This window comes from Pseudomonas sp. SW-3 (assembly GCF_016615645.1).
GTDB lineage: Bacteria > Pseudomonadota > Gammaproteobacteria > Pseudomonadales > Pseudomonadaceae > Aquipseudomonas > Aquipseudomonas mandelii.
Window position 1 is genome coordinate 2122919 of record NZ_CP067098.1, and the last position, 12842, is coordinate 2135760.

A 12842-nucleotide genomic window follows, 5' to 3' on the forward strand; every position below is an offset into this window, starting at 1 on the left:
ATTTTTGTACTTGTTTATTTAAAGGATTCGTCCCATGGCCGTATTGCCAGAACTTGAAGCATTTCTCGAACTCGCCGAGTTGGGCCGGATGACCGGTAAAAGTCGCGCGATGCATGAACAGACTCCGCAACAGGCACGGATCGATTTTGAAGCCTCCTCGGGGTTTCTCGATGTGCCGCTGGACAGCGTGGCCTGCGAGGACTTCACCATTGCCGCGCGGGATGGCCACAGTCTGTCGGCAAGGGTGTATCGCGATGGGCAAGCGGTCGACGGCTTGCAGCCGGTGTTGCTGTATTTTCATGGTGGCGGCTATGTGGTCGGCAGCCTCGATTCCCATGATGCGCTGTGCCGGCGACTGGCCTCGCAAGGCGGGTTTGCGTTGTTGACCGTGGATTACCGACTGGCGCCGCAATGGCGTTTCCCGACGCCGGTGCAGGACGCTTGCGATGCGGGCAACTGGCTGGTGCGCGAGGGCGCTGCGCGTGGGCTGGATGCGAACCGGGTGGCGCTGGTCGGTGACAGCGTGGGTGCAACATTGGCCACGGTGTTGTCGATCATGGCAGTGCGTGAACCAGAGGAACTGGCGTTGAAACCCAAGGCCCAGGTGTTGCTGTATCCGGTGACGGATGCGACGACGAAACGCGCCTCGCACCGGGATTTTGCCGAGGGCTATTTGCTGGAGACGCCGACGCTGGACTGGTTCTACGCGCATTACGGGCGCACGCCGGACGACCTGGCGGATTGGCGTTGCTCGCCGTTGCTGGCGGCGGATTTATCAGGCTTGGCACCGACGCTGGTGTACTTGGCCGGGCACGATCCGCTGCATGATGAAGGGCTGGCGTATGCCGAGCGGTTGCGTGCGGCGGGGAATGAAGTGACATTGCTGGAACAGCCGGGGATGACCCATGACTTCATGCGCATGGCGGGGTTGCTGGGGGAAGTGGAAGGGATTCACTCGGAAGTGGCGGGGTGGGTGCGTTCGCGGATCTGAATTGCCATGAAAAAAACCGCCATGCCTGGATCAGGGGTGGCGGTTTTTTTGTGTCCGGTCCAGGGGATTTCTGGTGGGGCGACAATTGCCTTCGCGGGCAAGCCTCGCTCCTACAGATTGGCGTCGAGTTGTGGCATGGTGCCAACCTGTAGGAGCGAGGCTTGCCCGCGAAGGCGGACTCCCATTCACCACAAAATCCCTGGCCAAAAAAATGCCCGCATCTGACGACACGGGCATTTTTCATTTCAGCTCACGACTCAGAAATCATACTTCGCGGTGACCTGCACGTTACGCGGCTCGCCGTAGAACGTGGTGTCGAAGTTGCCCAGGCCCGTCAGGTAGTTCTTGTCGAAGACGTTGTTGGCATTGACGGTGAAGCTCAGATGGTCGTCGTACTGGTAACGGGTCATCAGGTCCACGAGGGTGTAGCCACCTTGCTTGATCTGGGTGTAGTCGCCCGCGCTGGCGCTGTAGATCTTGCCGTAGAACGCGCTCTGCCAGCTCACGCCGCCACCGACGGTGAACTGGTTCATCACGCCCGGCAGACGGTAGGTGGTGAAGGTACGAACGACGTGTTCAGGACGGGTGGTGGACAGCGGGTAGCCGAAGATCCGTTGCTCGTCCTGGTCACGGGTCCGGGCGTAGGTGTAGCCCGCGGACAGGTTCCAGCCCTCGGCCAGTTCACCGGCCATTTCCAGCTCCACACCCTTGGTGGTCGCGCCGTCGATGGCTTTGTAGATACCTTCGTTGGTGACCGGGTTGGTGCCGATCGATTCAGCGACGTTGTCCTGTTCGATGCGGAAGAAGGCCAGGCTGGCGTTCAGCTTGCCTTCGAAGTAGGCCGCTTTCAGACCGGTCTCGTAGGCGTTGCCTTCAACCGGCTGCAGGGTCGAGCCGTTGGCGTCCTTGTAGATTTGCGGCTGGTAGATATTGGTGTAGCTGGCGTACGCGGAGTACGTGTCGTTGAGGTCGTAAACCACACCGGCATACGGGGTGACGACGCCGTGTTCCTTGTAGCTGGCGTGGGTGTCGGTCTGGTTGGCGCCCGGGTTGTAGTTGTAGTCTTCGTTGTACTTGAAGGTGCTCAGGCGGGTGCCGAGGATGAACGACAGGTCATCGGTCGGGCGCAGGCGCGTGGCCAGGTAAACGCCGTTCTGGCTCTGGGTGCGTTCGTATTTGCCGTTTTTCGGGAATTCCTGTTTCGGCAGTTCGCCGTTCCAGTCATAGATGCTGCCGGGCACTTGGGAGAACGCACTGGTGTCGTAAGTCGAACCGGTCTGGCGCGAGTGGGACGCCATGACACCAGCGACCAGTTCGTGCTCGCGACCGCCCAGGCTGAAGGGGCCGGAGACGTTCACGTCAGCGGTGTTCTGCACGCGATGACCTTCCCAGCGACCCCAGTAAAGGAACATGCCTTCACCGGTGGCGCGGTCCGGGTTGCCGCCGCTGGCCGAGGCCAGTTGGGTGTCATGATCGGTGGTTTTCTGGTCCAGGCTGACTTTGAGTTTCCAGTCATTGGCCAGCGCTTGCTCCAGCGATGCAAAGTAGGTGGTGCTGTCGAAATCACGACGGCTCCAGTCGGCCGCCGGGTTGAAGTGACGCGGGAACTCGGTACGGCCGCCATCGGCGAAATATGTCGGGTTACCGGTCCACGACGAACCGCGCGGGGTGGCGCTGGATTTGTCGATGCCGAAGGTCAGCAGGGTGTCGTCGGTCAGGTCGGCTTCGAGTACGCCGTAAAACAGGTCTTTCTTCTGGCTGTAGTGATCCAGGTAGGAGTTGGCGTCCTGGTATGTGGTGACGAAGCGACCGCGGACGTTGCCGGAATCAGTCAGCGAACCGGAAATATCACCTTCAGCACGGTACTTGTCCCAGCGGCCGGCGGTGGCGCTGACCGAGGCCTTGAATTCCTTGGTCGGCTTCTTGCGGATCAGGTTGACCGTGGCGGACGGATCGCCGGTGCCGGTCATCAGGCCGGTAGCGCCTTTGATGACTTCGATGTGGTCGAGGCTGGCCGAGTCGTCGCTGTTGTTCGGATTTTCACCGTACACACCGTCGTAGATGGTGTTGACGCCATCGTACTGGAAGTTGGTGATGGCCTGGCCACGGGCGGAAAACTCGGTACGGTCACTGTCGTACTTCTGCGACGTGATGCCGGGGGTGTTGCGCAAGGCGTCGGCAACGCTGGTGACGCCGCGATCGTCCATCTGCTGGCGCGTCACCACGGTCACCGATTGCGGTGTTTCGCGAAGGGTCAGCGGCAGCTTGGTCGCGGTGGTGGTGGCGCCGGTGGTATAGGAACCGGTGTCTTCAGTGGTCAGGCCCGGGGCCTGGCCGGAAATCGTGGTCGCGCCCAGTTGCAGGCCCGACCCGCCGCCGGAGACCAGCGTGACGCTGTTGCCGTTGATCTGGAACGAAATGCCGGTGCCTTTGAGCAGGGCACTCAGGGCTTCGGACGGCTCCAGCGAACCTGACACTGCACGGGACTTGATACCCGCCACCTGATCCGGGCTGTAGAGGATCTGCAGGTTGGTTTGCATGCCCAGCTCGGTCAGCGCGTTGGAAAGCGGCTGGACGGCAATGTTCACTTTTACAGGTGCAGCATTGGCCATCGAGCTCCCCAGCAAGGTGGCGGTCAGCAGCACGCTGGTAAACAGGGTGCGATGCAATGTCGGGCGCTGTACGGCCAGCGCGAGAGGTGTGCGGCGTGGTAGAGGTCGCATTACTTACCTGAGCTCCTGAAAAGTGAGGTGCAGAGTTTTTGTTAATAAGAATGATTATTAGACGCGGCGCGAAGCAAAAACCGGAAAGAAAGACGTCAATTAATTTTCAGAAAGAAGAAACCGTGGCGAGGGGTTCGCCCAAATGTCGGCCCGTTAAGAGAAACAACGGTGGGGGCGAGCCTGCTCGCGATGGGGGTATTTCATTCACCATTGAAGGTGACTGATCCACCGCTATCGCGAGCAGGCTCGCTCCCGCAGGGTCAGGCCGGTGCCAGCTCGGTGACGACCCGACCGCTCTCCATGCGCACCAACTGGTCGGCCACGTCGAAGTAACGGTCATCGTGGGAGATCACGATGATGGTTTTGCCCAGGCGCTTGAGGTCCGGCAGCAGCTCGGTGTAGAAAATCCGGCGGAAGGTCGGGTCCTGGTCGGCCGCCCATTCATCGAACACCAGCACCGGGCGTTCTTCGAGCCAGGCATTGACCAGCGCCAGGCGCTTGCGCTGGCCGGTGGAAAGGTCGGTGGTGGTGAAATTGCCGTCCTTGACGCTGACCTTGTGCGCGATTTCCAGGCGTTGCAGGTATTTGTTGGCGTCTTCGGGGATGTGCGTGTCGCCCTGGACCACGTCATCGAACAGGTAATAATCAGCGAAGATCGTGGTGAACAACTGGCGATAGTCATCACGATTTTGCGCATCAATCGCCTCGCCGTTGACCCGGATCTCGCCCTGTTGCGGCGTGTACAAACCCAGCAGTAACTTGATCAGCGTGGTCTTGCCGCAACCGTTCTCACCGACAATAAACGTGATGTCGCCTTGCTTGATCGTCAGGTTGACCGGGCCCAACTGGAAGGGTGCAGCGCCTTCGACAGCCGGGAAGGCGAAACGCACATCGGCCAGTTTCAGTTCGTGCACGGCTTGCTTGACGTTGCCCTGATCGCTGAGCAGCAAGTGCGGCTCAGGGGTGGAAAACTGCTCGGACAACTCGGCGATCCGGCGGAAGGCGATCTGCGCACGGCTGACAATCGGCAACGTGCTGATCAAATGCTCCAGCGGGCCTTTCATATACAACAGCACCAGCACGAAGCCGCTCATCACGGTCTTGTCGGCGCTTGGCCAGAAGGATTGCAGCGCCAGCACCAGGCCGATGACCACGAAGAACAGCATTGAGCCGAAGGTCTTGGCGATCACGAAGGTATTGACCGAGCGCACCTGGGTCTTGCAGATGAAATCGGCTGTCGCCTTGATCCCCGACACGAACATGCGTTGGCGACGCGGACGGTGGATTCGTAGTTCCTTGGCGCCATCGGCAATCGCGTTGTAGTGCTTTTGCAGCTCGTCTTCAGCGTCACGGGCGGCCATGAAACCCTGCACACCCTTGCTCTGGGCATAAGCCTGGATCGCGGTGCCGATCAGGATCGCGGCGACCATGATCAGGAACATCGGCCACGACAGGATGGCCAGGTAACCCATGCAACCGAGGGTCACGGTGAGGGAAATCGCCAGGGGGGCGAAGGCGAAGGCGAAGTCGCTGATGGTATCGACGTCGTGGGTCAGGACCGGAATCAAGCGGTGGCTGCGATAGCGTTCGATCTGCTCGATGGGTGCCGACAGGACTTTTTCACCGAGCTGTTTGCGCAGCCTGGCAATGATGTGCTGGCCGACGTAGTTGGTGCCGATGTCCGAGCAGATCGAGCTCAACAGCGCCAGCAGGCACAGGCCGGCAAACAAGGCGACTACGCCTTGGGTCAGGCCGGTGTCCGAATGCAGGGCGTTATTGATGGTCGCCAGCAGTACCGTGACACTCAAGCCGCCGACCATGCCCAGGAAAATGGACGCGGCGACGATGAGTCGAAACGGTTTCAACAGGGCGAACAACTCGCCGATGGCGCCACGGGGAGGCTGGGTCATGGAAGACAGTTCCTTGGGTATAAAGGCAGATACCCAGTAGAACGTCTGATCGAAGGGTTAATTTACAGGGGCGCCGACTGGCGGCGTTTGCCGGGCATAGCGAAAATAACTGACACCACACTAAACCTTGTGGGAGCGAGCCTGCTCGCGAAAGCGGTGAGTCAGCCGACATCCATGTCGACTGTTAAACAGCCTTCGCGAGCAGGCTCGCTCCCACAGGATCGGGATTATGGTTTAGAGATCACGCACGATACGGAAACCTATCCAGTCGCCACGCTCTTGCGGGTACTGGCTGTTGCGGTTGCCGGAGCGGGAGAACACTGGCGCTTCACCCCAGTCGTTGCCGCGAATGCGCACCGCTTCGCAGTTGGGTTCTACCCACGCACTGCCATCGGTGGGCGCGCCGACGTAGTTGGGGTGTTCGCAGTCTTCGACCCATTCGTAGACATTGCCGTGCATGTCGTACAGGCCGAACGCATTCGGTGCATAGCTGCCGACCGGCGAGCTGTAGCTGTAACCGTCCGCCGGGCCGTAGGTGTTGGCGTGTTGGCTGATGCTGTATTCCTTGCCTTCATCGAACGGGAAGGGGAACGGACCCTTGGTGCCGCCGCGCGCGGCGTATTCGCGTTGAGCTTCGCTGACCATGTGGTACTTCTGCCCGGTCTTCTTCGAGAGCCAGGCAACGTAGTTCTTCACGTCATCGAAATTCATGCACACCGCCGGCTGACGCGGGCCTTGCGGGTAACGCGGTTTGCTGGCGACGCACTCGCGACCCGGTCGGGTATCGCCATTTGCGATGGTCACGCCACTCTCGCGCACGTAGCTGTCCCATTCACCGGCGGTGACCTGGAAGCGGCTCATGGCGAAGGGTTTGGCGAAGGTCACCTCGTGCATCGGGCTTTCGTCGGGCTCGCGACCGACTTCATCGTCCGGCGTACCCATGGTGAACGTACCGGCGGGCAGCACGACCATTTCCGGGCAATCGCGGCAGTCCTTGAATACTTTGCCGGGTTGCGGGGTGGTGGCCGCCTGGGCGGTGGTTGGCAGCAGACCGGCGAGGAGGGCGGACAAGGCGAGGGCCTTGAGAGGCACGGTTAATAGATCTCGGTTCATTTGTCGTCTCGATTCAAAGAAAACTGGCGTCTCTGTGGCGAGGGAGCAAGCTCCCTCGCCACAAGGGGCCGCATCAGACGGTTTTGCTCAGCAAGGCCATGACGCGGTCGATATGGTTTTCGGTGTTGAGCAGGCCGGGCGCGATTCGGATCACCGGGCCGACGTCGCGGTCCACCGAGTCGCAAACCACGCGGTTTTTCATCAACTGGACTGCGATTTTTTCGCAGTCGCGGTCCTTGACCCGGAAGAAGGTGAACCCGGCCGACAGGTCCGGGCTCCTGGGCGTGACCAATTCAATCTGCGGGTGTTCCAACAGCCGGTTTTTCGCATAGGTATTGAGGGCGTGAATGCGCGCCTGGACCTCGGCCTTGCCCAATTCCAGGTGCAGCTTGAACGCCTCGTCCAGGGCCCAGCGATGTTCGAAGCTGTGATAACCGCCGGGGGTCATGATGGTCGAGAACGTGGTCGCTTCGGAGAAGGTCGGAATCGTCGGCGTCACATCCTTGAGCTCCGCTGAACGGGCGCAGATGATCCCGGTGCCGCGCGGGCCGAACATCCATTTGTGGGTGCCGGCGATGAAAAAGTCGCAGTGCATGTCTGGGAAGTCGAGCTCTTCGACGCCGAAACCGTGCACGCCATCGACCACATACAGGATGCGGTCCTTTTCCTCACGATTGCGATTGCGTTCCGCCACCAGCTTGCCGATCTCACCAATCGGCAGCTTCACGCCGCTGCCGGACTGCACCCAGGTCATTCCCAGCACGCGGGTCTCAGGGCGAATGCCTTTGGCGATCGAATCCAGCACCTCATCCGCCGACACGGTTTGGCTGTTCTCGAACAGCTTGAGCTTGCGCACCTTGACCCCGTCCTTTTGCTGGCGATAGCCCAGAGCGTAATTGGTGGCGTAGTGTTCGTGCTCGCTGGTGAGGATTTCCTGATCCGGGCGCACATGGATGCCGCCGTAGATCAGCGACAGACCTTCTGTGGTGCTGCCGGTCAGTGCGATTTGCTCAGGCTTGGCCTTGAGGTAATGACCGGCCCAGACGCGCACCGCGTGCTCGCGTTTTTCGGTTTCGCCCAGGTCCCAATCCATTGCCAGCCCCGGGTTGCGGTCGAGGTTGGCGCGGTGGCGTTCAATCGCCTCACGCACCGGACGTGGGTGGGACGTCACCAGGAAATTGGCGAAGTGCAGGTAGTCCGGATCCTGGTCGAACAACGAACGCAATTGCGCCCATTTGTCCTTGGACAGCGGCGGTGGATTGGCAGCCAGTGCCGGTAGATTCACGGCAGCACTCAGGGGCAGGCCAGCCGCGAGAATACCGGCCTGCTTGAGGAATGAACGGCGGTTAGTCATGAGCTCGGTTCGCTTTTGCAAAAGAGGACATCAGTTTTTTGCCACCGGTCTGGACGACTTCTGCACCTGGTCCCAGACCCGCAGAAAATTCCCGCCCCAAAGCTTGGCGATATCGGCCTCGCTGTAGCCGCGACTGATCAGCTCGGCCGTCACGTTGCGAGTTTCGCTGACATCCTTCCAGCCCTCCAGACCGCCGCCGTCGTTGAAATCGGAACTGATGCCGACGTGGTCGATACCGATTTTTTTCACCGCGTAATCAATCGCGTCGCCGTAGTCCTTGAGGGTGGCTTTCGGTTCTTCGTCGACGATGGCGTAGAGCTGGCTGGCGTACTCGCCGAAACGTTGTTCGGACCAGACGGTGATCACCGGGTCGCCCGGCATCAGCGCCATCTCCAGGCCTTGCAGCGGTTGCAGGTCGAAGCGTGCGCGCAGGGCGTTGAGTTTGTCTTGGGTGGCCTGGCTCAGCGGACGGATGTAGGTCGGGAAGCCGACAATCTGCACCACGCCGCCGCTGTTCTTGATCAGCTGCATTTCCTGGTCGCTGAGGTTGCGCGGGATGTCCACCAGGGCGCGCGGTGCCGAATGCGAGGCGACCATCGGCGTGCGGCTCAACTGGGCGACTTGCTCCAGGGCTTTGGTCGACATCTGCGACACGTCGATGATCACGCCCAGATCGTTGAGACGATGCACCGCTTGTTTGCCGATCTCCGACAGGCCCCCAAGGGCGTCGCGCGAATCATTGAAGAACGGCAGCGGTCGGGACGAATCCGCCCAGGCGTTGTTACCCACGTAACTGAAACCGAACATGCGCATGCCACGAGCGGCCCAGGTGTCCAGCGCGGTCAGGTCGTTGCCCAGCGGGTAGGCGTTGAGCATGCTCATGAAGATCGCGAACTTGCCTTCGCCGTGCAGGCGACGGAAATCGTCCGGGGTGTAGGCAATGGCAACCTGGTTGGGGAAGTCGCGAACCATCGTGCTGATGATTTTGTAGCGGGTTTCCTGCTCGAACCGGGCTTCGTCGACGAAGCCGGCGGTGGGGCGATGCGGGGCGTTGGCGCCGTTCCAGATTTCCGGCCAGCCGAAAATCGTCAGGGCCGCGCCGGACAAGCGACCGCGGCCGGTCTTGACCAGGTCGAATTGCCCGGTGCCGTCCTTGTCCGCTTCATTGCCGGCGGTGCCGAAGTCCAGCGGTACGGTGACGTGGCTGTCGAACGAGAGGATGCGCTCTTGCAACTCATCGGCTTGTTTCATCACCTTGGCCGGGTAGCCTGGATTGTCCTTGAACCAGTAATCCCAGGCCGCATAGCCTGCCCCGGCACTGATCGCCAGGGCCAGCGGCAGGCCGATGTAGAGAGCCTTTTTCGAACGTGGTTTTGTCATTGCCATCTCAGTCAGGTTCGTCGCCCCGGTGCGGGCGCAGGGGACTTTGCTATCTGGGAAGAACGAGTGGTCCGGTTGGAAATTTAGTGGGACTGATGGCCTCTTCGCGGGCAAGCCTCGCTCCTACGGGTTAATGCCGGACCTGAAGGAGCGAGGCTCGCCCGCGAAGCTTTTAAATTTTTGCAGGCAACAAACGTTCTAGCTTGGATAAAGCCTGCTTCATGGCTGACACAGGTAGGGCAATGACGATTTCTCGACGATGGTTCATGGCAGGCCTGGCGCTCACCGGCGCCGCCGTGCCTGCGGCTTTTTATGGGCATCGCGAATGGACGAAACCGGATCCGACGATCACCCCCGGCGAAGCTTCATTCGATGTGGCGGATGTCGCCGGCCAGCAGTTGGCGAACACCTTGCGTGGCGTCTGGCAGATTCGTTTCGAAGGGCGTGACGCCGGTATCGAAGGCTTGCCACGGGACGGGCTGGAAGTGTTTCTCGACGTCGGCCACAAAGGTCGCGGCCTGATCGGATTCCTCGACACCGCCCAGCGTTTACGCTCCAGCGATGAGCCGCGCTACCGGGTGCTGGGCGATCTGGCAGAAGCCAAACCGGCCGAGCTGAGCTGGCGGCTGGTCAGTGCCACCGCCGCCAGTGGCACGCCAGATTACGAATTCAGCATGTCGCTGGACGAAGTCTGGGCCGGTTTCGGCAACGCCGGCAGCGGCACCCTCAGTGGCCGGGTGTTGAACCTCGATCGCCCGTTGATGATGACCGCGCAAGACAATCGCTTCATCGCGGTCAAGCGGGTGTTTCCCGAAGCTCGCGAGCGAACCGGTCTCAACGCGCCGCTGCTGGCGTGGCTGGTGTCCGCCGAACATCGGCTGTTTCACCAGCTCTGGCATGCCTCCCGGGACAAGTGGCACACCCTCTCCGAAGACAAGCGCAACGCCCTGCGCGGTATCGGCTGGCAGCCCGGCCCGCGGGACAAGGAGCGTGATGCCCGTGGCGCGCGAAAGGATCGCAACGGTTCAGGCGTGGACTTTTTCTTCATGCACCGGCACATGCTGGGCACGGCGCGTTCGATGCAGGATTTGCCGTCATGGCAGCATTTTCCACTGCCGCAGCCGGAACTGGCCCGGGATCGCATCGGTTTCGCCAATTACTGCGACAACCATGACGGCACCGCGTTGCCACCGACCTGGCAGGCCGACGACGATGCCGAATATTCGCAATGGGTCAGCGACATCAAGACCGCTGAGACGTATCACAGCAACTTCCAGGTCTGGGAGTCGCGCTATCGGGATCCGCGTTATCTGTCGAAACTCACCCTTGGGCAGTTCGGTTCAGAGGTCGAGCTGGGGCTGCACGACTGGCTGCACATGCGCTGGGCGTCGGTGCCGCGTGATCCGTCCAATGGCCAGCCGGTGCCGTTCGCGCGGGATCCGGCGGACTTTTCCGCGCGCTGGTATGCGCCGGAAAACGACTTCCTTGGCGACCCGTTTTCATCCCACGTGAACCCGGTGTTCTGGCATTTTCACGGCTGGATCGACGATCGCCTGGAAGACTGGTTTCGCGCCCACGAGCGTTTTCATCCGGGGGAGGTGAGTCGGCTGGAGGTCAACGGTGTGGCGTGGTTTGCGCCGGGGCGCTGGGTCGAGGTGGCTGATCCGTGGCTGGGGCCGAGCACCCATGGTTGCAGCACGACGCCGGGGTTGCAGGTGGGCAAGTCAGTCGAGATGGACCCGGAAACCATGAAACTGGCGTTGCGCATCACCTTTGGTGAAGACGATAAAAAGCTGGCGGACCTGTTCCGCAAAGTGCCGCAGCGGCCTTGGTATGCGCGGCATTTGAAGGCCAGGCCGATTACCAGCTAAACCGATAGACCGGGTTATCGTTCTTCGCGGGCAAGCCTCGCTCCTACAAGGGCATCATGTAGGAGCGAGGCTTGCCCGCGAAGCGGCCCTCACTGGCATCTCAAATCACAGAACCTGCCACCCGCCACCCAACGCCTTGTACAGCGCAATACTCGCCTGCAACCGCGACAACCGCAGCTGCACATTCAGATCCTGCGCCGCATACAGCGTGCGCTGGGTCTCCAGCACGGTCAGCAAATCCTCGGCTCCGGCCTGATAACGGCTTTGCGCGATATTGAAGGCGGTCTGCGCCTGGCTCAGTTCCTCGCTTTGCCACTGTCGCTGTGCATCCAGCCCGCGAATGCTGTTGAGGGCTTTTTCCACGTCGGCGAAGCCGTTGATGATCGCCCCGCGATAGGTTTCCAGCAGTTCTTCCTGGCGGGCCGTGGCTTTGTCGCGCTCGGCGCCCAAGCGACCATTGTTGAAGATCGGCGCAAGCAATCCGGCAGTGAGGTTGTAGAAAGGACTGCGCAGAATATCTGCCGCCCGGTTCGCCCCCGACCCCAGTTCGGCACTCAACGTCACCTTCGGCAGCATCGCCGCGCGGGCGACGGTGACGTCGGCTTGCGCGGCGGCCAGTTGCGCTTCGGCGCGGGCGATGTCCGGGCGGCGGGTGAGCAGTTCGCTGGGGGCGCCGGCCGCTATGGTCGGCCATGACAGCTGATCAAAGCGCTCCTGCCCCAGCGCCAGTTGCTGAACCGGCCGGCCGAGCAGGGCGGCCAGACCGATCAGCGCGTCTTGAGCCTGTTGCTGCACCAGCGGCAACTGCCGTTGTTGCGCGGCCACCAGGCTCTTCTGCTGCGCCAGCTCAAGTGCCGTTGCGGACCCTGAATCGAATCGCGTCTGCACCAGTTTCAATACGTTCTGCGCGTTGGCCAGGTTCAGCTCGGCGATGCGGCTTTGCTCGCGCAGCGACAAGGCCTGCGCGTAGGTGTTGGCGACGCCGCTGAGCAGCGTCAATTCCACGGTGGCCTGATCAAACTCGCTGGCCTGCAAAGCGAATTGCGCGCTGTCACGGGAGGCCCGTTGACCACCCCAGAAATCGATTTCGTAAGTGGCGCTGAGGCTCGCGTTGAAGTAATCGACGGCCTTGTTTTCGCTGTCGGCGTCGAGCTGGCTGTAACCGTTGCCGCGCAGCAGTTTTTGCCGATTGGCGTTGAGGCCAGCCTTGACCTCCGGCAGCAGCGAGCCACCGGCAACCACCGTCTCGGCCTGCGCCTGGCGCACCCGCGCGATGGCCGCGGCCAGGTCGTAACTGCCGACCCGCGCCTGTTCGATCAGTTGATCCAGCTGTGGGCTGCCAAACCGCGTCCACCATTGCAGGTTGTTGCGGGTGGCGTCTTGCGTGTGCGGCGATTGCCAGGCGTCGGGTGGCTGGAGGCCGCTGTCCGGGCGCTGGGCGGGCGTGCCGCAGGCGCCGAGCAACAGGCAGAGGGTCAGTAAACTCAGTTGCGGCTTCAT

At 61.4% G+C, this 12842-nt stretch carries 8 protein-coding genes; 2 read left to right on the top strand and 6 right to left on the bottom strand.

Annotation, left to right across the window (positions count from 1 at the left end):
* Window positions 1–34 precede the first annotated feature (34 nt).
* Window positions 35–991 (top strand): alpha/beta hydrolase, encoded by a 957-nt coding sequence (locus tag JIO00_RS09485; RefSeq protein WP_200668033.1) that lies wholly within the window; start codon window positions 35–37, stop codon window positions 989–991.
* A gap of 257 nt (window positions 992–1248) precedes the next feature.
* On the opposite strand, the gene JIO00_RS09490 is transcribed toward JIO00_RS09485, so the two are convergent.
* The 5 genes from JIO00_RS09490 to pvdM form a co-directional block, all read right to left on the bottom strand.
* Window positions 1249–3714: a TonB-dependent siderophore receptor gene (locus JIO00_RS09490; RefSeq protein ID WP_200668034.1), complete on the bottom strand. Its 2466-nt coding sequence runs from the start codon at window positions 3712–3714 to the stop codon at window positions 1249–1251.
* A 260-nt stretch (window positions 3715–3974) separates the two neighbouring features.
* Window positions 3975–5624 carry a cyclic peptide export ABC transporter gene (locus JIO00_RS09495; RefSeq protein WP_083374651.1) on the bottom strand — a complete coding sequence of 550 codons (1650 nt, stop codon included), beginning with the start codon at window positions 5622–5624 and terminating at the stop codon, window positions 3975–3977.
* Between the two features lie 234 nt (window positions 5625–5858).
* Entirely contained in the window at window positions 5859–6737 is an 879-nt protein-coding gene (pvdO, locus tag JIO00_RS09500) for a dihydropyoverdine dehydrogenase (protein WP_077748900.1), read from the bottom strand.
* 73 nt (window positions 6738–6810) lie between these two features.
* Window positions 6811–8091 (bottom strand): pyoverdine-tailoring periplasmic protein PvdN, encoded by a 1281-nt coding sequence (pvdN, locus tag JIO00_RS09505; protein ID WP_169857415.1) that lies wholly within the window; start codon window positions 8089–8091, stop codon window positions 6811–6813.
* 30 nt (window positions 8092–8121) lie between these two features.
* Window positions 8122–9471 (bottom strand): pyoverdine-tailoring dipeptidase-like protein PvdM, encoded by a 1350-nt coding sequence (gene pvdM / locus JIO00_RS09510; protein ID WP_200668036.1) that lies wholly within the window; start codon window positions 9469–9471, stop codon window positions 8122–8124.
* A 242-nt stretch (window positions 9472–9713) separates the two neighbouring features.
* Here pvdM and pvdP point away from each other — a divergent pair, with 242 nt between their 5' ends.
* The gene (pvdP, locus tag JIO00_RS09515) at window positions 9714–11342 is read left to right on the top strand and encodes a pyoverdine maturation tyrosinase PvdP (protein WP_172792495.1); all 1629 of its coding nucleotides are present in this window, start codon (window positions 9714–9716) and stop codon (window positions 11340–11342) included.
* 105 nt (window positions 11343–11447) lie between these two features.
* Here pvdP and JIO00_RS09520 read toward each other — a convergent pair whose 3' ends face one another.
* Window positions 11448–12842 (bottom strand): efflux transporter outer membrane subunit, encoded by a 1395-nt coding sequence (locus JIO00_RS09520; protein WP_200668038.1) that lies wholly within the window; start codon window positions 12840–12842, stop codon window positions 11448–11450.